Origin of the sequence: Brumimicrobium mesophilum (assembly GCF_003025005.1) — a bacterium.
In the GTDB taxonomy this organism is placed as follows: domain Bacteria; phylum Bacteroidota; class Bacteroidia; order Flavobacteriales_D; family Crocinitomicaceae; genus Brumimicrobium; species Brumimicrobium mesophilum.
On record NZ_PVSS01000003.1, the window covers coordinates 243530 to 269325 of the forward strand.

Annotated in this window: 21 protein-coding genes; 11 read left to right on the top strand and 10 right to left on the bottom strand. The window is 33.5% G+C overall.

What is annotated here, in order from left to right:
• Positions 1 to 54: 54 nt before the first annotated feature.
• On the bottom strand, positions 55 to 1134 hold the full coding sequence (locus C6368_RS04485; RefSeq protein WP_107037978.1) for a M42 family metallopeptidase: 1080 nt from the start codon (positions 1132 to 1134) through the stop codon (positions 55 to 57).
• A gap of 244 nt (positions 1135 to 1378) precedes the next feature.
• Between C6368_RS04485 and C6368_RS04490 the strand changes: the two genes are divergently transcribed.
• From C6368_RS04490 to C6368_RS04510, 5 genes are all read left to right on the top strand, one after another.
• A complete protein-coding gene (locus tag C6368_RS04490) occupies positions 1379 to 1693 on the top strand; it encodes a rhodanese-like domain-containing protein (protein WP_107037979.1) in 315 nt (104 codons plus the stop codon).
• Positions 1693 to 2634, top strand: a complete 942-nt coding sequence (locus C6368_RS04495) for a DUF368 domain-containing protein (RefSeq protein ID WP_234369080.1) — start codon at positions 1693 to 1695, stop codon at positions 2632 to 2634. Before C6368_RS04490 ends, C6368_RS04495 begins: the two co-directional genes overlap by 1 nt.
• A gap of 2 nt (positions 2635 to 2636) precedes the next feature.
• Positions 2637 to 3389 carry a shikimate dehydrogenase family protein gene (locus tag C6368_RS04500; RefSeq protein WP_199851591.1) on the top strand — a complete coding sequence of 251 codons (753 nt, stop codon included), beginning with the start codon at positions 2637 to 2639 and terminating at the stop codon, positions 3387 to 3389.
• A gap of 123 nt (positions 3390 to 3512) precedes the next feature.
• Complete coding sequence (locus C6368_RS04505; RefSeq protein ID WP_159038432.1) at positions 3513 to 3908, top strand: hypothetical protein; 396 nt, start codon at positions 3513 to 3515, stop codon at positions 3906 to 3908.
• 122 nt (positions 3909 to 4030) lie between these two features.
• Positions 4031 to 4660, top strand: a complete 630-nt coding sequence (locus C6368_RS04510; RefSeq protein WP_107037981.1) for an AlbA family DNA-binding domain-containing protein — start codon at positions 4031 to 4033, stop codon at positions 4658 to 4660.
• A 116-nt stretch (positions 4661 to 4776) separates the two neighbouring features.
• Here the strand turns inward: C6368_RS04510 and C6368_RS04515 are convergent, their stop codons facing one another.
• Positions 4777 to 5625 carry a mechanosensitive ion channel family protein gene (locus C6368_RS04515; RefSeq protein ID WP_107037982.1) on the bottom strand — a complete coding sequence of 283 codons (849 nt, stop codon included), beginning with the start codon at positions 5623 to 5625 and terminating at the stop codon, positions 4777 to 4779.
• A 198-nt stretch (positions 5626 to 5823) separates the two neighbouring features.
• Here C6368_RS04515 and C6368_RS04520 point away from each other — a divergent pair, with 198 nt between their 5' ends.
• Positions 5824 to 6465, top strand: a complete 642-nt coding sequence (locus C6368_RS04520; RefSeq protein ID WP_159038433.1) for a YdcF family protein — start codon at positions 5824 to 5826, stop codon at positions 6463 to 6465.
• 115 nt (positions 6466 to 6580) lie between these two features.
• On the opposite strand, the gene C6368_RS04525 is transcribed toward C6368_RS04520, so the two are convergent.
• Positions 6581 to 7210, bottom strand: coding sequence for an NUDIX hydrolase (locus tag C6368_RS04525; protein ID WP_107037984.1), 630 nt, complete (start codon positions 7208 to 7210; stop codon positions 6581 to 6583).
• Between the two features lie 123 nt (positions 7211 to 7333).
• Positions 7334 to 9478 carry a S46 family peptidase gene (locus C6368_RS04530; RefSeq protein WP_107037985.1) on the bottom strand — a complete coding sequence of 715 codons (2145 nt, stop codon included), beginning with the start codon at positions 9476 to 9478 and terminating at the stop codon, positions 7334 to 7336.
• A 269-nt stretch (positions 9479 to 9747) separates the two neighbouring features.
• Here C6368_RS04530 and secD point away from each other — a divergent pair, with 269 nt between their 5' ends.
• The 5 genes from secD (at position 9748) to C6368_RS04555 (ending at position 17529) form a co-directional block, all read left to right on the top strand.
• Positions 9748 to 12840 (top strand): protein translocase subunit SecD, encoded by a 3093-nt coding sequence (secD, locus tag C6368_RS04535; RefSeq protein ID WP_107037986.1) that lies wholly within the window; start codon positions 9748 to 9750, stop codon positions 12838 to 12840.
• A 145-nt stretch (positions 12841 to 12985) separates the two neighbouring features.
• Positions 12986 to 13549: a LemA family protein gene (locus C6368_RS04540; protein ID WP_107037987.1), complete on the top strand. Its 564-nt coding sequence runs from the start codon at positions 12986 to 12988 to the stop codon at positions 13547 to 13549.
• Between the two features lie 18 nt (positions 13550 to 13567).
• Positions 13568 to 14527, top strand: a complete 960-nt coding sequence (locus tag C6368_RS04545; protein WP_107037988.1) for a M48 family metallopeptidase — start codon at positions 13568 to 13570, stop codon at positions 14525 to 14527.
• 21 nt (positions 14528 to 14548) lie between these two features.
• Entirely contained in the window at positions 14549 to 15571 is a 1023-nt protein-coding gene (locus tag C6368_RS04550; RefSeq protein WP_107037989.1) for a helix-turn-helix transcriptional regulator, read from the top strand.
• Positions 15572 to 15675: 104 nt separating this feature from the next.
• Positions 15676 to 17529, top strand: a complete 1854-nt coding sequence (locus C6368_RS04555) for a T9SS type A sorting domain-containing protein (RefSeq protein WP_107037990.1) — start codon at positions 15676 to 15678, stop codon at positions 17527 to 17529.
• A gap of 54 nt (positions 17530 to 17583) precedes the next feature.
• Here the strand turns inward: C6368_RS04555 and C6368_RS04560 are convergent, their stop codons facing one another.
• The 6 genes from C6368_RS04560 to C6368_RS04585 form a co-directional block, all read right to left on the bottom strand.
• Positions 17584 to 18525 (bottom strand): GNAT family N-acetyltransferase, encoded by a 942-nt coding sequence (locus tag C6368_RS04560; protein WP_107037991.1) that lies wholly within the window; start codon positions 18523 to 18525, stop codon positions 17584 to 17586.
• Position 18526: 1 nt separating this feature from the next.
• Entirely contained in the window at positions 18527 to 19345 is an 819-nt protein-coding gene (locus tag C6368_RS04565; RefSeq protein ID WP_107037992.1) for a 1-acyl-sn-glycerol-3-phosphate acyltransferase, read from the bottom strand.
• Positions 19346 to 19371: 26 nt separating this feature from the next.
• The gene (locus tag C6368_RS04570) at positions 19372 to 20697 is read right to left on the bottom strand and encodes an SPOR domain-containing protein (protein WP_107037993.1); all 1326 of its coding nucleotides are present in this window, start codon (positions 20695 to 20697) and stop codon (positions 19372 to 19374) included.
• 22 nt (positions 20698 to 20719) lie between these two features.
• On the bottom strand, positions 20720 to 21571 hold the full coding sequence (locus tag C6368_RS04575; protein ID WP_107037994.1) for an MBL fold metallo-hydrolase: 852 nt from the start codon (positions 21569 to 21571) through the stop codon (positions 20720 to 20722).
• Between the two features lie 168 nt (positions 21572 to 21739).
• Complete coding sequence (locus tag C6368_RS04580; RefSeq protein ID WP_107037995.1) at positions 21740 to 23026, bottom strand: citrate synthase; 1287 nt, start codon at positions 23024 to 23026, stop codon at positions 21740 to 21742.
• 160 nt (positions 23027 to 23186) lie between these two features.
• On the bottom strand, positions 23187 to 25379 hold the full coding sequence (locus tag C6368_RS04585) for a S9 family peptidase (protein ID WP_107037996.1): 2193 nt from the start codon (positions 25377 to 25379) through the stop codon (positions 23187 to 23189).
• Positions 25380 to 25796: the final 417 nt, after the last annotated feature.

Below are 25796 nucleotides of genomic sequence, written 5' to 3' on the forward strand. Positions count from 1 at the left end.
TTGAATTTAGTTTCCGTGAGCTTGCACCTCATTGTCTAAATCAAAACCTACTTTTTAAGTAAAATATCTAAAATCTTGGTTATTTTCAATCTTTTTAATTGATGCCAAAATCAAATTAATCGTATTTTCAACATCTTCTTCGTGAGTCATCTCTACGGTTGTATGCATATAGCGAATTGGCAAAGAGATTAAAGCAGAAGGTACTCCATCATTGCTGTACGCAAAAGCATCTGTATCTGTTCCCGTTGCACGAGAAGCGGCTTGACGTTGGAATGGAATTTTTTCACTATCTGCTGAATTAATTATCAGTTTCAGTAAATTGTTATGAACAGCAGGACCATAGGTTAATACTGGACCCAATCCACCTTTAAAATCACCATGTTCTTTTTTATCAATAAGTGGAGTCCCGGTATCATGACAGACATCAGTGATAATTGCCACATTAGGTTTAATTTTTTGCGCAATCATTTGTGCCCCACGTAATCCTATTTCTTCTTGAACAGAATTTACAATGTATAATCCAAATGGAAGTTCAGTTTTCGACTCTTTTAACAATCTCGCTACCTGAGCAATCATAAAACCACCAATTCTGTTATCTAATGCTCTTCCAACATAGCGGTTATTGTTCAAAATCATGAAATCATCTTCAAAAGTAACTACACAACCAACATGAACACCTAATTTTTCAACCTCCTCTTTCGAACTACAACCACAGTCCAAAGTGATATTTTTTAAACTCGGTTTTGGATCTTCGTCATGACGTGTATGAATCGCTGGCCATCCAAAAACAGCTTTTACAGTTCCCTTATCTGTATGAATATTTACACGTTTCGAAGGTGCAATCATGTGGTCTGAACCTCCGTTTCTACGAACATAAATGAATCCTTCATCCGTAATATAATGTACAAACCAAGCAATTTCATCTGCATGGGCTTCAATAACAACTTTGTATTCCGCTTCAGGATTTATAACACCTACCACTGTACCATAGTTGTCAACCATGTAATCATCGATGTAAGGTCTAATATATTCTAACCACATTTTTTGTCCTGGAGATTCAAAACCAGTTGGAGAGGCATTATTTAAGTATTTTTCTAAAAATTCTTTACTTTCCTCCGTTATTGCTTTACTCATCTTTTAATTTAATTTTTTTCTAAAGATAAAAAATTAAATAATTACGAATCGTTCAATTGCGAATTACGAATTCAAAAAATATAAACATTTGTTGTTGAAATTCTATTTAGGAAAACAACGAAATGCTTTTAACTCTTTATTAGTACAAAATTCGTAATTTCCAAATTCGTATTTCATAATTGTCTTCTCGCATTCCTAATTAGTTTTTGTTAAATTTGCCGAGAATTTATTTTGATTGAAACTGATGAAAGATATAACTGTACAAGAACTCGCTGAAGCATTAAAGCATGATATTAAGTTTACGTTGATAGATGTGCGTGAAAATTATGAATACAACATTGGAAACCTTGCATGCAAGCATATTCCCATGGCAGATATTCCTACACGTGCTTCTGAACTTGATTGTGAAAAAGAGACTTATGTTATGTGTCGTTCAGGAAAACGAGCAGCAGCAGTTGCTAATTTCTTAAAAACTAATCATAACTTTTCTAAAATAGGGATTGTAATCGGTGGAGTAGAGGCATATGTCAATGAAATTGATCAATCAATTGAAATATAATGGAAAAAAAATCTAGGTCACTTCCACAATTATCCGGGATTACTTTACGAGGAATGGCAATGGGAGCAGCAGATGTTATTCCAGGTGTTTCTGGAGGAACAATCGCTTTCATTACTGGGATTTATGAAGAATTGATAGGTAGTATTAGTAATATTAACCTTGCGGCGTTCAGAAAACTGAAAAATGAAGGTCTTTCTCCTTTTTGGAAACATGTAAATGGTAATTTTTTCGTTGCATTACTTCTAGGAATTGCCATTAGTGTTTTATCATTGGCGCGAGTTGTAACCTATTTGTTGGATGAATTTCCCGTTTTACTTTGGGCATTTTTCTTTGGATTAATTGTAGCAAGTGCTCAATTAATTATGAAAACGATCACCAAATGGGACATTAAAACTGTTATTGGTTTAATCTTGGGAACCGTCATTGCTGCATACATTTCTACTGTTCATGTCACGGCGAGTGGGGGAGAATCTTGGTATATCGTCCTCAGTGGAGCTATAGCAATCTGTGCCATGATTTTACCTGGTATTAGCGGTTCTTTTATTTTAGTCTTACTGGGTTCTTATGCTTTGGTAATTGAAGGTTTAAAAAATTTAGACTTTACCATTATCGGGCTATTTTGTTTAGGTTGTTTAATTGGAATCCTATCATTTAGTCGACTCTTAAAATACTTGTTTGAAAACTTCAAAAACTTGGTTCTAGCCATTCTTTCTGGGTTTTTAATTGGTTCTCTTTTAAAGATTTGGCCTTGGAAAAATCAAATAGGAGATGCTCCAATTGTTGTTCATTCTGATGGAAAAGAGGATTGGATGATGGCCAATGTGATGCCGGACAATTTTATTGGTGAGCCACAAATTCTTTATGTTGTGCTATTGGCGCTCTTCGGATACCTTTTGGTTTACTTATTAGATAAATTCGGGAATAAATCGGAAAAAGTATAAGTATGAGTCAGAAAGACATTAGAAAATTCGGATTATTAGGTAAAACTCTTGGACATTCATTCTCTAAAAGTCATTTTGAGGAAAAATTTGAAACTGAAAAAATTGATGCCAGTTTTGAAAACATTGAATTGGCTGATGTTCATGCTTTAGAAATTTGGATGAAAGGTGCTCACGCTGAATTTCAGGGTGTCAGTGTTACAATTCCTTACAAAACAGCTGTAATACCATTTCTAGATGAGTTAAGTACTGAAGCAAAAGAAATAGGCGCGGTGAATTGTATTCATTTCAGAGATGGAAAATCTATTGGTCATAACACCGATGCTTTTGGTTTTGGTCAATCAATAAAACCTTTCTTGCGTAATATTCATGAAAGAGCCCTAGTTCTAGGAACTGGTGGAGCCTCAAAAGCTGTGGCTTACACTTTAGAAAATCTAGGAATAACTGTTGGTTATTTGTCTAGAACTCCAAAAGAGGATGAAATGATTTTTGGGTACGATCAAGCCAGTGATTTAATGGTGAAGTCTTTTCCAATGATTGTTAATTGTACGCCATTAGGATCTGCTCCTAATGTAAATGAAAAACCAGCTTTTCCAATTGATTTAGTCGGAGAAGACCATTTCGTGGTAGATTTGATTTATAATCCTTCTGAGACTTTATTCTTGAAAATAGCACGAGAAAGCGGAGCTGATACTTTGAATGGTTTATCTATGCTTAAACAACAAGCGGCAAAAGCTTGGGAAATTTGGAATAGTTAATCTTAAATAAGAAAACGCTATACACTGCTTTAAGCTTGTTTTTAACATCTTCCCATAGATTCTATGAACCAATGTCTTACAGATACTCCAGGTTATTACTGAAGAGCGTATGAAATGAAATTAATGAACGAAATATACCAATGGCTGACATCAAAACACACGCTATATATTCGTTTGTTCAAGGATCGTGTTGAAATAAAACATTTAGAAGGTGGTAAAAGTTTAGTTCGATTATCACATCAGCCTTATTCAAATAATAGGCTAATTATTGCGGATTATGAAGCAGCGGAAGTTTTCTTGATAGGTGTAATCAAAGAACTTTTATATCCTCCTAATTTGTTTTTTGATAAGGGTTTAAGGATTATTTTGCAGCCTGTGGATTCTGAAATCACCGAAATATCAAGTTCTGAAAGTAGAATTTATAGAGATTTTGCACAACAAATTGGAGCAAGAGAAGTTTATTTATGTTCTCATCAAGAAATTATGACGGATGATGAAATATTGAAATTCATAGGTTGAAATGTCTTTAGGCACAATTGGAACTCACACCTTTTTCTTAACTTCGCTATAACTTTATAAGAGTGGATTGATTTCAAATGATCAATTATTTTAATTAGAACATATTAGTAAATATATTTCCTATGAATATTCTAAAATCCTATATTAGGGAAGGCGAGCATCAAACGCAAGATTTCAAATTTAGAGTTGACGACGCTAAGAAAATTGCCAGAACCCTTGCCGCATTTGCTAATACAGATGGTGGTAGATTATTAATTGGAGTTAAAGACAATGGGAAGGTTGTTGGTGTCAATCCGGAAGAAGAGTTCCATGTAATTCAAGGAGCGGCATCACTTTATTGCAAGCCAGAATTGACAGTGAAAACACAAATCATGCAAGATGATCATAAGTTAGTCCTTGAAATCACGGTGGATGAAGTAGCTAATAAGCCAGTTAAAGCATTGGATGATGATGGTGTTTGGAAGACTTATGTGAGAAGAGCCGATCATACTTTGTTAGCGAGTAAAATTCTTATCGGTGTTTGGAAAAAGCAACGTACAAAAACTTCAACTCCTCAAACTTTCGATAAAGACGAGCAATTAATTTTAAATACAATAAAAGATGCCGGGGAGATTACTTTGAGTAAACTCTATCGTATAACAAAACTTAAAAAGTCATTCATTGATAAATTACTCATTTTATTCATTACTTGGAACGTAGTGAAAATAAATATTTCTCCTGGCGGAACTTACTTTTCAATCAGAGAGGAGTAGAAACGAATTCTGAGTAGTTTTTTAGTCTTCTATTCTTTATCGGAAACAGAAAATTACATCAAAAAAAAGAGCCGCAATTGCGGCTCTTTTTTTCTAGTTTTATTTTGAAACAGAAATTATGCATTTCCATCTACATGAACATCCATCTGTGGGTAAGGAATAGATAATCCATCGATTTCTTGATCGAATTTTTGATAGATCAATTCATTAACATACCAGTGAATATCCCAATAATCTTCTTTTTTAGACCAAACACGAACAGTTAAATTAACTGATGAATCTCCTAAAGAACCTAATTTTACAAATGGTGCAGGATCTTGCATTACCTTAGGGTGGCTATTTAAAATGTCTAAAACAGTTTGTTTTGCCAGTTTTAGATCTTCACCATATCCAAATCCAAATGTGAAATCTACACGACGTGTTGGCTGCATACTGTAGTTTGTAATATTTCCATTGTATAAAGGACCATTAGGAATAATAATCGTTTTATTGTCTGGAGTTGTCATTACTGTGTGGAAAATTTGAATTTCGTTTACAGTACCAGATTCTCCTTGACACTGAATATAATCGCCAACTTTAAATGGTTTGAAAATTAATAACATAACTCCTCCTGCTAAATTGCTCAGCGTTCCAGAGAAAGCCATACCTATTGCTAAACCAGCGGCACCCAGTATTGCAATGAAAGATGTCATTTCGATTCCAACTTGAGAAAAAACAGTAACTATTGTAAGTACTTTTACTAGTCCACTTACCAATCCTCTCATGAAAGTAATCAAACCTGCATCTGATCCTTTTTTCTCAAGAATTTTAACGACCATTTTACTGAAGAACTTAGCTAATCTCATCCCAACAATGAAAATTACAATTGCAATTAATAGGTTTAATCCTATTTCAGTTAGTGTCGCCCAAATATCGTCTTGGGTAAATCCAAAGTATTTTTCTTTGTCTAGTATTTCTTTATCCATAATTTAAAAAAGTATTGATTTATTAATTTAATTTAGACACAAATATACGATTTTTATTGTGTTCACATAGGATATTACGCCATGATATTGATATTGTCTAAAGTTATTTACTTCATAATTACACCTTTCACTTGGTTATTAATTGGGATTTTAATTTGGTTTTTTGCTAAGAAAAAGAAGCTAAAACATTTTGCAAAAGTGGCTACAATAGTAATCGCCTTTTTCTTTTCTAATACCATAATTTACAAAGAAGCACTTCGCCTGTGGGAAGTACCTGCAATAAATAAAAGTGAAATTTCTAATCATGATGTCGGAATTGTTCTTGGCGGTATGTTTGAATACGATAACAGTGTCGATCGATTAAGTATTAGAAGAGGAGGTGATCGAATTTGGCAAGCCATTGACTTGTATAAGACAGAAAAAATCAAGAAAATATGTATTGTTGGAAAACACGGTAGTGTGATTGATAAAGGCCTTGATGAAGCTATCCAACTGAAAGACCAACTCGTTTCATGGGGTATTCCAGAAATCGATATTATCACAGAAACAGAGTCTAGAAATACCCACGAAAATGCTAAATTTACTGTCGCTTTAATGCAACAAACTTATCCGCATTTTGAGTCCTTTCTTTTAATTACTTCTGCTCGACACATGAAAAGAGCAAAAGCTTCTTTTGATAATGAGGAAATGACAGTAACACCATTTTCTACAGATCAATATGTTGGAAAAAAGCGTTATTATCAATGGGATGAATTTATAATTCCAAGTGCTGACACATTTACCGGATGGTTTGGATTGATTAAAGAAGTGGTTGGATATGTTGGGTATTCTATTTTCTAGTGATGAATTAGAAATGTTTGATTAAGTGGTGCTGTGTTGGACAAAATAATTGCGTAATTTAACTTTTAGTATAGAAACCTTAGCTTAGGCTCAATCCCTTCTTCGAAGTGATTCATTAACCATTACTAAAAATCCGTTTAAACTCATGCAATATCAAAGCAGTCGCACCCCAAACGACCTTATTGTTTATATCAAAATATGGAGTATCATCTAAAACTCGATTTCCTGAAAGTTTAATTCTTGTTTTCTTAATAATATCCTTTTCAAAAAGCTGTTGGATTGGGAAAGTGAATATCTCAGCAACTTCTCTAATGTTAGGCACGAATACAGGAGCTTGTGTGTAATAGAAAACAAAAGGTTGAATACTAAAATTACTCACTGGAATAAATACAGGAGTTAATTTTCCAAGCAGTTCAAAGCCTTCATATTTCAACCCTATTTCTTCCACCGATTCACGCATAGCCGTTTGTTTTAAATCTTCATCTGATTCTTCCATTTTTCCCCCAGGAAAGCAAATCTCACCACTGTGCATTCCTCGATAAGGAGAGCGCTCTGTCAAAATACATTTTAATTCATTTTGGTATTCATAAATAATTAAAGCCACTGCACTTTCTCGGTGATTAATAGATCGGGACAAGGCTTCTGAAGATCTTCCTCTTCCCATTGGTGACATAGGAATATGAGCATCTTCTCCAGGTAATCGATAAGTTAGGTATTTGCGAATATCCTCAATCGTTAAAATCATATATTAAATAAATTTGACTTAAAACTTTTAAAAATACAAAATTGAGTTGAAGTAGGGGACAAGTATAAAGAACAAAAAAGCCCCGACAATTATGTCGAGGCTTTAAATATTTAATAAGATCGTTTATTCAACAATCTCCATTTCATCAATTAGGTTATGAGCTTCACCGTATTTCTCAACGATAAATAGTACATAACGAATATCACAAGAAATTGTACGTTGGATGTCTTTTTCAAAGAAAATATCTCCAGACATTGCTTCCCAGTTTCCGTCAAATGCCGTTCCAATCAAATGACCATCAGCATTTAAAACTGGAGAACCTGAGTTTCCTCCTGTAATATCATTGTTACTAATAAAATTAACTACCATTTCTCCTTTTTCATTTGCATATCTTCCATAATCTTTTTGGTTATACAATTCTTTAAGTTTTGCAGGAACATGAAATTCAGGGTTATTCGGATCTTCTTTCTTTAATCCTTCTTTTAAAGTAGTATAGATATCATATTGCTTACCTTCTTCTGGTGAATAAGGAAGAATTGAACCATAAGTTAAACGTAAGGTGCTATTTGCATTTGGATAGAATGTTTTGTCTGTATCCATTTCTCTATATCCTTTAACAAACAATCTATTTGCGCGCTCAAGATCACTCATCGCAACAACATACTCTTCGTTTTCAGTCAATTTATTATATTCTAAATAAATTGATTCTATCAACTTAAACAATGGATCCTTTTTCAATGTTTCCATTGGGAATTTCTCAGATTTTTCTACCAATTGGTCAAACTTCTCGAACTTAGCTTTTGAAGAGAAAATCGATTTTTTTCTCGCTTTTTTAACCAATTTGCTTAATTTTCCTTTATCACCTGCTGTTTTAATTAACTCAGGCATCATTTCAGCTGGAATGTCCTTGTAGTACATTTTTAAAACTTCCTCTAAAGTTTCAAATTCTAGATCAAGGTTTGCAGTTTCGTAGAAAGTCATCATTCTATCTTTGAAACTAGAATAAGCTCTATCTCCCATTCCTTGTTCAATGTAGCCTTCTAATAAAACAAAACGGAACACATTTAAGTTAAGATCTACAGAATAAATAAATTCACTTTGATATACATCAGCATAAACTTGATTGTCTGTTAATTTGTATGCTTTCTCAATTGTCTCTAAAATTGAAGCATACTCAGGGTTTGTTTTAGCAAAGTCACTAAATCTCGCTTCTAATTCACGTTTTTTATCTGCTACTTTATTGTTTTTTAATTGCTCAGATTGACCAATAAAATATTTCCAGTAATTAGCTACTTGCGCATGCTTTGAAGAATAGTTTAAACGAACTTCAGTGCTTTCGTTCATATATTTCTTCATAATATCTAATTTCTTTCTACGGATTTCAACTCTTTTAGGTTGTTCGATGTTAACAGCTTGTTCAACACCAAAAGAAGAAAGGTAACGATCTGTTGAACCAGGGAATCCGAATACCATTGCATAATCTCCTTCTTCATATCCTTTAATAGATACAGGAAGAGAGTGCTTAGGAGTGTATGGAATATTTTCCTCACTGAATGCTGCAGGTTTGTTGTCTGATCCAGAATAAATTCTAAACATTGAGAAATCTCCTGTGTGACGAGGATACATCCAATTGTCAGAGTCATGACCAAATTTCCCTATAGCTTCTGGCGGTGTTCCAGCTAAACGAACATCTTGGTAAGTTTCTGTTACGAAAATGTAAAATTCATTACCTTCAAAGAAATCTCGAACGAATGCTTTGTAATTAGATTCACCTACAGCTTCTTTAGTTAATTCAGCTGATATTTCTCTAATTTTGATTGCACGTTCTTCTTCAGTCATATCTGCTGTAAGATTTTTCGTGATTTGTTCAGTTACATCAGCAATAGAAATAACGAAGGTTGCCGTTAATCCAGGAATAGCGATTTCTTCACTAAGGCTTTTTGCCCAAAACCCATTGTCTAAATGATTTTCTTCCTCTGTTGAAGCATCAGCAATAGCATCGTAACCGCAGTGGTGATTAGTTAATAATAATCCTTTTTTCGAAATAACTTCTGCGGTACAAAAACCTCCAAAAGAAACAATAGCATCTTTTAATGAAGCATTGTTAATACTATAGATTTCATCTTGTGTAAGATTTAACCCATGCTTTTTCATGTCTTCGTAATTTCTACCTAAAAGAAAAGGTAGCCACATTCCTTCATCTGCTTTTGCAAATCCAGAAAAAAGCAAAGTGCTGATAAAAGTCAGCGCAATAATTCGTCTTTTCATAACTTAAATTTACTTGTTAATTTTATTGATTCTTTTTTTTAAAGAGTTCAACAAAATTAACATAATCTAAATAACTTTTCATTGAATAAGTGGATATACATGGAATGAATTATAAAAAATATTTGTTTTTTCGACGAATGGGTGAAGGGTTCGACGAACTTAAATAAATCTAATTCAAAAAAAATGCATAACATCTTAACTTTAGGTTGTGATTAATAAATGATAATTCTATATTTGCCAGCTATTAAATAACAAATGACACGTTAACTATGCGTAATAAAGGATTTTTCTGGTTTTTTACTATCTTACTACTGGTAGTAAGTATCTACCAAATATCATTTTCTTTCATCGGAAGTGGTATTGAAAACGAGGCTGAGCAATTGGCAATTGAAAGAGTTGAAGCTCTTAAAGCGAGTGCAGGCGATGAATCTGTAAAACTACCTAACGGGACTTTCGTAAATTTCAAAAATGATAACGAAGCCTTTGCATTAGCAAAAGCAGCTTTTATTAATGAAATTTTAAAAGAAAAAAATGAAGAAGTTGTTTACTTAGGTAACTCTTTTAGTGAAGTGAAAGGGAAAAGTGTATCATTAGGACTTGACCTTGAAGGTGGAATGTCTGTAACACTTGAGCTTTCAATGTCTGATTTAGTAAGAAATGCAGCATTAAATCCTAGAGATTTACACTTCAATAAACCATATGAAGCAGCTTTAGAGCAGTTTAATTCTCAGGGAGGTGATTTTATTGATATTTTTGCGGCTAAGCACCAAGAAATGTTCCCAGAGCGTTTGTTGATTCGTGAGTTTTCTACAGATGATGTCGTTTCTGAAATCTCGAACAAAGCAACTGATGAAGTAACAAAAACTTACTTAAGAGGTTTGTCTGAAGGTGCATTGGATGGTGTTGAAACGATTATGGAAAATCGTATTAACCAATTCGGTGTTGCTCAACCAAATATCACAAAAGATAACAACGCCAATCGTTTATATATTGAACTTCCAGGTGTAAAAGATCAAGCTACCGTTAGACAACGAATGCAATCTACTGCAAATTTAGAGTTTTACCTTGCTTTTAAAGGTGAAGAATTAGGAGGGTTCTTTAATGAATTATTGATTGAACGCTCTGATGATGTAAGTGATGATGAGTTTGATGATTTGTTTAGTGAAGATTCTGATTCTACAGTAGCTGACAACGATGAAAATGCAACTGAGCAAGATTCTTCAGTGTTATCATTAGAAGATGAATTAGCATTAGAAGAGGATAACGAAGCGAGTGATACTACTTTCAAATTGTCATCATTTGGTAGAATGTTCCAAGTGAATATCGATGCAGAAAATAGATTTCAAAATAGTCCGCGTTTAGGTTTCTCAAAGGCAGCTGATACTTCTAAGGTTAATGCAATATTGTATGAAAAGTCGGAAGAATTAATGTTAGAAAACATAAGATTCGTTTGGGGATCTAAGGGTGAAAATCTTGGTGTTGCCGATACTACATATTACACATTATATGCTTTGAAAATTCCTCAAGACTTAAAAGCTAGAGTTGGAGGAACAGATATTGAAAATGCACGTTTATCTTTTGATCCTAATCAAGCAGAACGTGGTGTTAGTATTGACATGAGCGATCGTGGTGCTGAAGAGTGGGGTAAAATGACATCAGAAAATGTTGGGAATTTTATCGCAATTACTATGGATGATAAAGTGTATAGTGCACCTATCATTAATGGAGCAATAACAGGTGGACAGACTTTGATTTCTGGAGACTTTACTGTTGCAGAAGCACAAAACCTTACTAATTTATTGAATGCGGGTGCTCTTCCTGCTCCATGTATTATTGTAGACGAAGCAGTTGTAGGACCAACGATTGGTGCTGAAAACTCACGTTCAGGATTAATCTCGTTCGCATTTGCTCTTGCTCTAGTATTGATTTACATGGTATTCTACTATGGTCGTGCTGGTTTGGTTGCAGATATCGCTTTGATTATCAATATTGTTTTAATCGTTGGTTTCTTAGCAGCGTTTGGGGCGGTTTTAACATTAGCGGGTATCGCTGGTATCGTACTTACAATTGGTATGTCAGTAGATGCAAACGTACTGATCTTCGAACGTGTTCGTGAAGAATTACGTGAAGGGAAAGGAATGAAATTGGCAATTAAAGATGGTTATGGAAATGCACTTTCTTCAATTATTGATGCCAATGTTACTACTTTATTAGTTGCTATTGTTTTGAAAACATTCGGAACAGGACCAATTGAAAGTTTCGCAACTACTTTAATTATCGGTATTTTCACTTCTGTTTTTGCAGCAGTGGTCATTACTCGATTGATTTTTGAATCTCAAATCGCAAGAAATAAAGGATTTGCGTTTACTACACCAATGACTAAAAATGCATTTACAAACATTAATGTAGCCTTCATTAAGAACCGTAAGAAGTTTTATATTGTTTCAGGTATATTAGTTCTAGGTGGTATTATTGCTATCTCTACACGTGGTTTGAAACCATCTGTTGAGTTTTCTGGAGGTAGAACTTATGAAACTGTTTTTGATAAACCAGTTGGTCAAGACGTTGAAGAAATCAAAGAAGTTTTGCGTAATGGTTTACAAACGAATGGAGCAGCTGCTTCTGTTGAAGTGAAAATCAGAAACTCAGATTACCGTGTTGAAATTGCTACGGATTACATGCAAAATGTACCTAATTCAGAGGCTATCGTTCGTAAGGATTTATTAGCTGCTCTTGAAGGTGCTGAAGCACAATTTGGAATTGCAACTATTGAAAATAGCCGTTCAGTTTCTCCTACAGTTTCTGAGGAGTTACAACGTTCTTCTTCTATAGCAATCATATTATCGTTAATCATCATCTTTGTATATATTTTGATTAGATTCGGTAAATGGCAATATGGATTGGGTGCAATTGTAGCTATGACACATGATGTGATTATTGTACTTGGATTGTTTGCGCTATTACATGGAGTTCTTCCTTTTAATATGGAAGTTGATCAGGCATTCGTTGCAGCGATACTTACAGTTGTAGGTTACTCTATTAATGATACAGTAGTAGTATTTGATAGAATTCGTGAGTTCTTGAATAAATACCGTAGAAGAACACAAAATGAAATTATTAATGATGCGATTAATTCTACATTAGGTCGTACTGTGAATACTTCTTTATCTACATTCATTGTATTGTTAACTATTTTCATCTTTGATGGTGGTGCAATTAAAGGATTCGTATTCGCATTGATGATTGGTGTTATTGTAGGTACATACTCTTCTGTGTGTATTGCAACACCAATAGTTGCTGATTTAATGAGAAGTAAAGATCATAAACATGATAACGAAGTTGAAGAAATAGAGGCTGTATAGTTTCGTATATTAAATTTTATAAAGTCCTGGCGAATTCGTCAGGACTTTTTTGCTTTCTAGGTTTAGATAATTCACAATATTATCTAACTCCATTTCTTCTAAATGAAATTTTCGTATATTTAGAACTAAATAAAAACGAAAGAAAATGAGTGGATTTTGGATTGCCATAATAGTTGGAGTTGTTTTAGTGATTTGGGTTGTTGCTATTTATAACGCACTTGTAAGATTAAGAGAAAATAGAGAAAATGCATTTGCAGATATCGATGTTCAATTGAAACAGCGTCATGATTTGGTACCACAGTTGGTAGCAGCTGTAAAAGGATATATGGATCATGAAAGTGGTGTGTTGAAAGCTGTAACGGCTGCAAGACAATCTGCTGTGAATGCATCTTCAGTAAATGAGAAAATCGCAGCAGAAAAGCAATTGAATTCTGCATTAAGTGGATTAAGTTTGCAAGTGGAAGCTTATCCGGATTTAAAAGCAAGTTCTAATTTTATGCAGTTGCAAAATGAGCTTTCTGATATTGAAAATAAATTGGCTGCAGTTAGAAGATTCTTTAACTCGACAACAAAAGAATTGAACGTTTCGGTACAAAAGTTCCCTAATGTCGTTTTTGCTGGGATGTTTGGATTTAAACAAGAACCAATGTTCGACTTAGGTGAAGCTCAACGTGTAACTTTAGAAGTAGCTCCTGAAATTAAATTTTAAAAATTGGCTGTTTCGAATATGAAATATGTTGGACTGCAACAGCAGATATCTTCAAACAATAGAAAATCAATACTATTACTAATGGCATTTCCGTTATTGGTTTTAGTTATGGTTTTTATCTTCTTCTATGCTATTAATTACACTGAAGAAGGTTTACCTCCTTTAGATTTTGTTTTAGAGCAATTTACCAATGCCATTCCTATGGTTTTATTGGCTGTAGGAATTTGGTTTGTTGTGGCTTATTTTGCCAATTCAACAATGATTAATAGTGCCGCTAAATCTCATAGTTTGTCTCGTAAGGAAAATATGCGAGTATACAATTTGACAGAGAACTTATGCATGAGTGTTGGTATGAAAATGCCAAAATTGAGAATTATTGAAAGTTCTGCTTTGAATGCTTTTGCCAGTGGTATAAATGAAAAAACATTCACAGTTACACTGACCAGAGGAATTGTAGACACTTTAACAGATGAAGAATTGGAAGGTGTAATTGCTCATGAATTGATGCATATCAGAAATAGTGATGTCAAGTTGTTGATTGTGTCAATTGTATTTGTAGGAATTTTTTCTTTTATTATGCAGATTGCCTTTAGATCTATTCTGTATGGCGGAATGTCTTCAAGAAGAAGTAAGGATGATAATAAAGGTGGTGCTGCAATTATGATTATAATTGTAGTTCTAGCCGCTTTGGCTTATTTCTTATCTATACTTTTCAAATTTGCACTGAGTAGGAAAAGAGAATATATGGCAGATTCTGGTGCTGCTGAAATGACTAAAAATCCTTTGGCTTTAGCTACAGCGTTGGAAAAGATTTCTGGAAATCATCATGTTGATCAAGTAAAAAGTGAGGATGTTCAGGAAATGTTTATTGAAAATGCACCTGAAGATACTACAATGGGTCTATTTGGTGGTTTGAAAGGGTTGTTTGCTACTCATCCACCAATCGAAAAAAGAATTCAGATACTCAAGCAATTCTAAAAAGATTAAAATTTTTTATTTATGCCTCACATCAAAAATGCTTTGATCCGTTATCGAATTATTGATAAAGCATTAGGTAATTCATTCAATCCATATCCTTCAAAGCTTGATTTACGCTATGCTTGTGAAATGGAATTGTATGGAGATACTAATGGAAAGCATATTTCGGACTCTACAATCGAGAAAGATCTCTTTGCCATGAGGCAGGAACTTGATGCGCCAATTAAATACTCTAAATCAAATAAAGGTTATTATTACGAAAATCCTGATTTTACAATCAATGAAAAGCCATTGTCTGAAGATGATATTGCTTCAATTCAATTTGCATTAAGCACGCTTTCTCAATTTAAGGACACAGAGATGTTTCAAAATTTCGGATTCGCACTGAATAAAATCATAGATAGAGTGAATGTAGATTCAGATTCTAGAAATGCCGATGTAGATATTGATCAACTCATTCAATTCGAAAAATCTACTGCTGCTATTGGTAATGAGTTTCTTCAACCGTTACTTTCTGCCATTAAGAATCAATATATCGCTTATTTTACTTACGAAAGTTTTGTAACGCAAGTGCGTAAACAAAGGAAAGTAACTCCTTTATTATTGAAAGAATACAATAACAGATGGTACTTGATTTGCTATGATTCAGTTAAAGAGAGAGTTATTACCTATGCTTTAGACAGAATCTCTGATCTAGATATCATTGAACAAACGGGAGAGAAGCCAGCAGCTTTCAAACCTGATTTATTTTTTAGACATTCAATTGGAATTACAGCTTCTTCAGACGCAAGACCAGAAAAAATAATATTCACAGCTACTAACATTGCTTCTAAATACATCAATTCTCAACCATTCCATGAAAGTCAAAGAATATTAAAAGAAAGTAAAGAAGAATCTATATTTGAATTATTTGCACTCGTTTCCGAAGAATTAATACGTGAATTATTGAGTTATGGAGGAGATGTTCAAGTTTTACAACCTGAAGCTTTGAAAAAGGAATTGATAAAAAGAATCAGGAAAATGAATGAGAATTATAATCTATAGAATTGTGTTTTTTACAGGATGAAATTACTGTTTCTCCTTTATACTTTTTTTATTTTGAACCGATTTAAACTTGAACTGTACAAGTAGGTATCAAAAAAGAAATCATGAAGAATTATAAACGTTTACGCCTATTTACAGTACTTTTTACAATTTTTCTTTCCTTTAGCTCCTGGTCACAGTCCATTAGTGGAAACATGAATTCTGGGAATATTGCATCTCTCGGGTACGGAAATGTGGATATTTATAAAGGAAAAGAGAAAGTCGCTTCTGTGTTAACAGATCATTTAGGAAATTTCAATGTGAAGTTAGACACAGGATATTATCGTGTTGAATTCAAATATGAAGGACACGATAAATTGGTCAAAAATATTAGAGTTACGGGAGATGAAAAAGATGATTTTGCATTAGCAAAGAAGGATGGATATGTTGCACCAAGATATGATCTTCCCAAAACTGAATCAATTGAATCATACAGTTATTCCAAAGAAGAAAGGATGATGTTTGGTGATGCTATGGAAGAAGTAGCAGAAACTAAGTCTATTCGGAAAAGCCCACCTAGAATAAGTAAACCATCTATCACTTCCTTAGATGTTCCCAAATCTGAAGACTATAAAAGCATTGAGGGTTCTTCACGATCTGGTTCATTAACAGCAGGGGAAATAAATGACTTTGCAAAATGGGAAATGTGGAATGATATCGCCGAAAATGAACTTTCAGTATATAAACAAAAATGGGATTTGTCCTTTTCAGAACGCTATACTGTTCAATTAAAAAATGCAGATGGATATCCAATTGTGGACGCTCTGGTTCAATTATTAGATGAAAACAAAGCTGTAAGTTATGAAAGTCGTACTGATAATACTGGAAAAGCTGAACTGTGGGGAAAGCTGGGAATAAATGATATATGGAGCAACACAGCATCAGCAATCGTAAGTTATAAAGGAGAAACCCACACGATTCGTCGTTTAACTACATTTCAAAATGGGGTAAATTCTTTAACAATAAATGCAGAATGTGGCGCTTCAGATGTGGTTGATATCGCATTTGTTGTAGATGCCACTGGTTCAATGGGAGACGAAATTAACTACCTGAAAGATGAACTGAATCATGTTATTTTCAAATCTAAAAATGATCATCCCGAATTGACTTTTAATTTTGGAAATGTATTTTATCGTGACCATACAGATGAATACGTAACACGTCGTCATGATTTCACTGACGTTCTTTCCTCTTCAATTGATTTCATTAACCAGCAAAGTGCAGCTGGAGGTGGAGATTATGAAGAAGCTGTAGAATTGGCAATGAATGAAGCAATTGATAGTCTCAAGTGGAGTGAAAACGCTAGAACACGAATTATGTTTTTGGTTTTGGATGCACCGCCACATAACAATCCTCAAATTCGTCAAGAATTGAAAGTTATTGCAAGAAAAGCAGCTTCCAAAGGAATTAGGATTGTGCCCTTAGCAGCTAGTGGAATTCAAAAAGATACGGAATATTTAATGCGTTGCTTTGCCTTGGGATCAAACGGAACTTATGCATTTTTGACGAATCATAGTGGAATTGGTGGTTCTCATATTGAACCATCTACAGATGAATATAAAGTAGAATTACTGAACGATTTAATGGTTAGAATTATAGATACCTACTCGTTTGTTGAAGATTGTGAAGAAGAAACTACGATTGAAGAAGAGGAAAACCCATTCGCAAGTGATACTTTAATTTCAATAGAATGGAACATTTGGCCAAATCCAACACAAGGTGATTTAAATATAAAAATAGGAGCAGATATAAATGAGATGTTTGTAACCGATATTACTGGGAAAATCATGAATCGATTTACTGATTTAAAGAAAAATCGCGTTTTAAAAACGAATATTGCACAATATGCAAGAGGGATTTATTTGGTGACGTTTATTCATGAGGATAAGAAATATACGAAGAAGGTAGTTTTACAATAGCGTTAAACCGTTCTGTAGAGGTGTAATGTATTACACCTCTACAGAATTATTTTATTAATTCGCCACTGGCGCAATATGTCTTTCTTTTTTATCCTCATAAATATCTGCAATTGTAACAACAATTCCAGTTTCTTCGACCCCGCCGAAATCTGGATTTACAGCAGTTCCAAAAGAACGCATAGTAGGAGAGAGGTGCATGTAAATATTCATTAAGGGTGGCACATTTTCTCCGTTTTCTCGAACAAATTGCGTCAGTACTTTAAAACCTTCCTTGAAATTTTTACCTTCTAATAAAGCTTTAAATTTATCCTCATCATAAGATTGTTTTAATGGATACATAGATGTTGCTAAACCATCTTGGTCTGGGAAATATTTTTGTAAGAAGTACAATAAGAAATCACGTGATTCCTCATGATAATCGGGATACATTGTAACTTTACCAAAGAAATATTTCAAGTTTGGGTAGATTACAGTTAAAACGCCTAATCCATCCCATAAATTATCCAATGCAAACAATCCCTTTCTTGGGTTTACCGAAGGTTGATACATTGGCTGAACCCAACTTCTTCCTAATTCAATCGCTGTAGGGAGAAAATCTGTTTTAAATTGATTAGAGAAATTAAAATAATGAGAAGTACTCATAGGAATAAATTCATCTAGATTATCGGTTAAAATATCCACGCAATTTATGAATCTTAATCCACCAATAATTTCTTCATCCTCCGGACTCCAAACGATAAGCTGTTGGTAGCAATTCTCGCAGGTATCATATTGATCAATGTCAATGGATTTTTTTGTTCCACCACCAGCAGAACGAAAAGATAATTCGCGTAATCTACCTATTTCTCTCATTGTATTTGGAGAATTGTGATGATTTATTATGTATATCTCGTTGTCTCCTTTTCTAGTTAATCGACCAAATCGATCTTTCGTTAACTCATTTTTAATAAGCTGACGCTCTATAGGATCAATTATTTTTTCTTCTTTCTCTGGCATATCAATCTTTTAATTGGTAGACTTTATCTTTAACAAACTGTGCCCATTCATCATGCGATTTAGAATTATCAAAGTTCGCTGCTTGTAAGGGGGGGCCAAATTTAATTTTTATTTTCTTATGATGTTGTTTATAAAGTTCATTCACTAAATATAACATTTCAATATTGGCCTTAACGCCTAATTTCTTTCTAATTGAGTATAAATTATAGAAGAAATCTGATAGTTCACCATCAATAAAAACGGGAATTATTGTTTTATTGTATTTTATGGATCTTGTAACGAATGTTTTTTTCCATTTTAAATCTACAATTTCTCCATCAATTTTTCTACTGACTAATCCAGCAGGGAAAATGCACAATAAATCATCTCCTTGGAAAGTTTCATCAACTTTCTTTAATGATGCCGCGGCATTTCCACCATGTAAATTTACACCAACAAATATGGGTTGTAAGTTTTCCAGATGCATTAAAACATCGTTAACAACGAACTTAACATCTGGTCGCTTTTCATGAAGTATGGTTACCATAGCCATAGCGTCCATTCCTCCCAAAGGATGATTCATGGCTAAAATCGCTCCACCTTGATCAGGTACATTTTCTAATCCTTCAAATTTTAGGTCAATACTGAATTTTTTCATCACAGAAAGACAAAACTCAATTGGAGAATCTTCGCTGTGATCATTTATGAATTGATTTACGTCTTTTTCATGAAGGATGCGCTGTAAATAGCGAACTATAAACCCGGGAAGAAATTTTAAAAGTTTTGGATTCTTCTCATGAATGACCTGTTTTACATCAATTATTTTCTTCTTTTTGTCCATTTTTAAATGAATAGCTAAGTTTTAATTTATTGCTTAAAAAGCCAAGCACCTTCAATATCTTGTCTTACGCGAGATAATTCTGATTTAGCTTCCTCAAAGGTTGAATAGCTTTGAGCGGCAACAAAGTACAAACCTCCTAATTGACTAATGATTTTAGCATCGAATCCTTTTTGTTTGTATTTATTCACTAAACCTTCTGCATTCGACTTTTCATTGAAGCAGCCAATCACAATGTGGTGATTGCCCTTTGAAGATGAAACAGGTACAGTCACAGCTGTTTTTTCTTCTTCTAATTCCATTTCCGGTTGAATCAAATTTTCAATTGAATCCAGTTTTACTTCTTCAGACAGATCAACTATCATTGTATCTGCTATTTGCTTATTTAATTCTTCGTTTCTTTTTCGTTCTGCCTCAGCTTGAGCTTTTTCTTTTTCAAGTTGTTCTTTTTCAGTAGCTTCATTCTCTAATTCTTGGTTACTGTTCCAACCTAAATACTCTTCAACCTTTTCATAATTTGTAGCTACAAATACACTTCCACCAATTATTAAAAGAACCAACAGTAATAATATCCAGAATAAACATCCTCTTTTTCGTTTATTTTCTTCTGCGATTATTATTGGTGGAACATCATCCTTTTTAATCGGCTCAACTATTGGTGAACCATCGGTGAGTTTTTCTTTTTCTATGTAAGTGTTCTTCTTAGGTTCAGAAGTTTCAGAAACCTTGTCCGCTGATTTTGAAACAGGAGGAGGAACTATTACTTTCTCGGCTTTAGCCTCAATTTTTTCCTCCTTGCTTTTCGTTCTCTCTTCAATCTTTTCCTTTGGTTTAACCTTCTCTTCAGGTTTTGAAATTGGTGGAACAACTTTTTCTGTAGCTTGTTCAGGTTTTTCTACTTTCGATTCTGAAATATCATTTTCTTTATCCTTTATAACTTCATTTTCCACTTTCTTAATAGGTCTAGAAGTCGTTTCAGATTTGTTGGGTGGGGTAGGAGAAGGCCCCATAGTTGAGTCAGACGATAAAGGCCCGCCAGTTTTTATGTTACCTTCAAATATTATTGAGCCGTCTTTATCTTTTCTAAACTCACCCAATTTAAAAATTGAATATGTTTCCCCTTTATTGAGAAGAAGTTCTAATTCGCGAATGTACTTAGCAACACTATTTTTAGCTGCTTGTATATCCATGGTAGACTCTTTTTCTAACAAGGTGGAAAGTTTTCCATCATCATAAGTCAGGTATTCATTAAACATTAGTTCACCAGTTTCTTCATTGGCAATTACAATTGCACCAAATTCCGGTAAAATAACTTTTGAATAAAGAAGTAAAAGCTGTTTAATGTACTTGTCCATAATAGAAGAATAAAATATTTAATTAGAATAGTTCGTTGAATTTAAATGTTTGGTCTAAACGAATACCTTTTTCTGTTTCTTTCAAAGTGCAGCATTCGTTCAAATGATCATGTTCAAGAAATAAAATGTATTGTTCTTGTGCGGCTTTCTTTAAGAATTTTTCTTTTTCATCTAATGTTATTAAAGGTCGCGTGTCATACCCCATAACATAAGGCAATGGTATATGACCAACTGAAGGTAATAAATCAGCCATAAAAACAATGGTTTTACCTTTGTAGCGAATATGTGGAATCATTTGACTTTCTGTATGTCCATCAACAAATAGTAAATCAATATCATTAAAAACTTCTTTACTGAAATCTCCTGTTCTGGTAACAAATTTCAATTGACCAGACTCTTCTAAGGGAAGGATATTTTCAGATAGAAATGAAGCTTTTTCTCTCGCGTTAGGCTCTGTTGCCCATTTCCAGTGTTTTTCGGTACTCCAAAAAGTTGCATTTTTAAAAACTGGAGCAAATCGATTTTCACCAATTCTTTCTACAGCTCCACCACAATGGTCGAAATGTAGGTGAGTTAAGAAAACATCTGTAATATCGTCGGGTGAAAAACCTAACTTCTTCAAGTTTCCTTTTAATGAGTCATCACCAAACATATAATAATAAGAGAAAAATTTCTCACTTTGTTTGTCACCAATTCCAGTATCAATAAGCATTAATCGATCACCATCTTCGATAAGCATGCAACGCATAGCCCAACTACACATATTATTTTCGTCAGGCTCATTGGTTCTTGACCATAATGTTTTTGGCACAACACCAAACATTGCACCACCGTCTAATTTAAAGTTTCCTGTATTTAATGGATGTATTTTCATTTTACTCTTGACTTTTTTGTGAATATAAGGTTTTTGAGAATATTAGTAGGAGTGTGACTATACATTTTTGCCAAAGTATAATTTGTAAAATTCCTTCTTCAAAAACTGCAGGGTACAAAAAAAGTCCAAACATTTCTGTTTGGACTTCTCGATATAATAAATTTGAAATTATCTTTTTTCAATAGAAACATAATCACGTTCTGTAGCACCAGTATAAATCTGACGTGGTCTTCCGATTGGTTCTTTGTTTTCAATCATTTCTTTCCATTGTGCAATCCATCCTGGTAATCTTCCCAATGCGAACATTACAGTAAACATTTCAGAAGGAATTTTCAGTGCTTTGTATATAATTCCAGAGTAGAAATCTACGTTAGGATACAAACCTCTTTCTACGAAATAAGGATCTTCTAATGCAATTTTCTCCATTTTTTTTGCCAAGTCTAAAGCTGGATCATCAACACCTAATTGTTCTAAAACATCATCCGCTGCTTTTTTGATAATCTTAGCACGTGGATCGAAATTTTTGTAAACTCTGTGTCCGAATCCCATCAAACGGAAAGAATCATCTTTGTCTTTCGCTTTATTTATCCACTTATCTAAATCACCTCCATCATCTTGAATTTTATCTAGCATTTCTATTACAGCTTGGTTAGCTCCACCATGTAAAGGTCCCCAAAGTGCAGAAATTCCCGCTGAGATAGAAGCATAAAGATTTGCTTGAGAAGAACCAACAATTCTTACAGTTGATGCAGAACAGTTTTGCTCGTGATCAGCATGAAGAATTAATAATTTGTTTAATGCTGTTGCTACAACTGGATTTGGTTTGTATTCCTCCGTTGGCATTGCAAACATCATGTTCAAGAAATTCTCTACATAATCCAAATCATTTTTTGGATAAATAAAAGGATGACGAACAGCGTTTTTGTAAGACATTGCAGCTAAAGTTGGTAACTTAGCTAAAAGTCTGTGAACTGTTAAATCAACTGCTTCTGATGATCTATTTGGATCTTGAGATTCTGGATAAAAAGTAGATAAGCTAACAACCATTGATGCTAAGACTCCCATCGGGTGAGCTTTTGAAGGGTAAGCTTCGAAAAACTGCTTCATGTCCTCATGAACCAAAGTATGATTTGTGATGCTTTTCTTAAAGTCTGTTAATTGAGCTTCAGTTGGTAATTCTCCATAAATAAGAAGAAAAGCAACCTCTAAAAAAGTGGCTTGTTCTGCTAATTGTTCAATTGGATAACCTCGGTATCTTAAAATTCCGTTTTCTCCATCTAGGTATGTGATTGCACTTGTAGTACTACCTGTGTTTTTAAATCCAGGATCTATTGTAATTACTCCAGTAGTACCTCTCAATTTCTTGATGTCTATTGCTTTTTCATTCTCTGTACCAGTGATAACAGGGAATTCATATGTTTTCCCTCCAATTTCTAATTTTGCAGTTTCGCTCATTTTTTTTTACTCGTTTTTAATGTACTTTAATTCGGTTGCCTAAGTTAATTAAATCTTTCATTTATTTAATCTTTTTCGTGCAATTCTTTGCCTTTAATCAACAAACAGATTTCTGTTTAGTTTAATTCGTGGATTAATTATTGATAGATCAAACTACAAATTATAAGTTTTCTATTGTATATTCTAACATCATTCTAAATAAATGATTTCTTGTGTTTCCGCCATAAATACCATGATCTTTATTTGGGTAGATAAACTGCTTAAAATCCTTATTTTCTTTGACTAAAGCTGTGATCATTTCCATTGCATTTTGAACGTGGACATTGTCATCTCCAGAACCGTGAATAATGAAATAATTACCTTTTAATTTATCAACATGGTTGATAGGCGAATTGTCGTCATAACCCGATGCATTTTCTTGAGGTGTACGCATGAATCGTTCAGTATAAATATTATCATAATATCTCCAGTTAGTAACAGGAGCAACAGCGATTGCCATTTTAAAATCATCCGCACCTTTAGTAATAGCTAATGAAGCCATATATCCTCCATAACTCCAACCCATAATTCCAATGCGCTCTGGATCAACAAAATCCCATTTCTTTACATATTGTGCAACTGCAATCATGTCATCAGTTTCTAATTTACCCAATTCTAAATATGTAGACTTCTTGAATTTAGCTCCTCTGTACATTGTTCCTCTGGGATCAACACTCATAACAATATATCCTTTTTGCGCTAAAAGCTGATGGTAAGCACCATTTCCTCCGTCATATGCGTCCTTAACCATATTTGAACCAGGTCCACCATATATGTTAAAGTAAACTGGATATTGTTTTGTACTGTCAAAATCGGGTGGTAATAAAATCCAAGCATTTAAACTTTTCTCAGCGCCTTCAACTTCAATAAACTTCTTTGGTTGGAAATTCATTTCTTCGATGTAGAAGTTTAGGTATTCGTTATTCTCTAACTCCATAATTAATTTTCCACTCGCTTCATGTAAAGAATAAATTGGTGGTGTATTAATATTGGACCAACGGTTTACATAGTATTTCAAACCTTGTGAAAAAGTGATAGAATTAGTTCCTTTCTTTTCACTTATTTTATCCTTCTTAGTTCCATCCAATTGAATAGAATAAAGTGCTGTATATTGTGCACCTTCCTCTGCAGATGTATAGTAAATCGTTTGCGTTTCTTCGTTGATACCCATAAATTCAATAACATCCCAATTTCCTTTTGAAATTTGTTGACTAGATCCATCAATTCCAATTTTGTAAATGTGATTGAAACCATCTTTTTCACTTGTTCTGATAAAATGTTTTCCATCTTCAAGAAAATATAAATTATCATCTATTTCCACATAAGCTTCGTCTTTTTCTTCATAAATTACTTTTGCGGTCATATTTTTATCATCTGTATCAATCCAATGGTATTTCAAGTGGTTTTGATGACGATTTAAAGTCAGTGCTAATAATTTATTTTCCTTTGATGAGAATTTTATACGGGGAATATATTCGTAGTTGCCTAAGTCGATAATTTTAGATTTCCCGTTCTTTACTTTTGCGATATTCAAAGTTACTTTTGAATTATCCTCACCTGTTTTAGGGTATTTGAAAGTGTAAGGGCTAGGGTAGAGGTCTTCAAAATACATCATTGTGAATTCCTTAACTTTACTTTCATCAAAACGCAAGTATGCAAGGTATTCACTATTTGGCGACCAGTCATAAGCTTTTGTATAAGCAAATTCTTCTTCGTTGACCCAGTCAGTTGTTCCGTTTATTATTTCATTCACTTTTCCATCTTCTGTAATGGCTTTTACTTTCCCGCTGGCAATAGTTTTTACGTAGATATTATTCTTATGAATAAAGGCTACTTTTTTTCCATCCGGAGAATAGGATGCTAAAGTCTGAGGTATTCTTTCAGCGTCTAAAGGTGACAGTACTTTTGTTTTTAAATCATAAAGAAAATATTCTGCAGTAAAACTTCTTCTGTAGCGCTTTTGACGATTTACAGTCAACAATAACTTCGATTCATCATCATTGAATTCATAAGAATCAATTTTTAAAGCTTTGTTGTTATAGACTAATTCCTTTCCATCTAAAATCGTTTCGCCTGTTCCTGTTAAATCTTCGAAAGAATAACGCATAATAGATTTTTTGCCATCTATCAACGCAAAACGGGAATAATGCTGTCCATCTTTCATGGAACTAAAACCGCTCACTCCATTTCCATAGAACTGAAATTCTTTCCAGATTTTTTCGACTGTTAATTCATTTGTAGAATCCTTTTCTTGAGTGAAACTGATAAAAGATGAACATACGACTATGATTGCCGTTAAGGTAAAATTTTTCATTATATATCTTGTTTTTGCGAAGATAATAGAAATATCTGAGGATTGGAATTTTATACTTTTTATGAATTGTAATCAATTCTAGAATACAGATTCAAAATTATGTATTAGGTTATTTTTATCAAATAATGTCAGAAAGTATACTAAGTATTACTTTTTTCCACATCATAATTTCAATATAGAGATTCTATTTTTATTTTGTTTTAATTGGTTGGTTAGTTAATTAAAGCCCATGAATAATGAAAAAAGATCGGACTTTAATGTAGATATAATGTATTCAAATCAGAAGCAGAAGGCTTGATTATAGGTTCTTTTTTTGAATAAAAATGAAAATTGTTAATAATTCGATAATAGTTGGTTCAATAAAAAGCCTTAATTTTGTATTGAAAATCATTTATTGTTCTCCTTGAGGCAATTTTA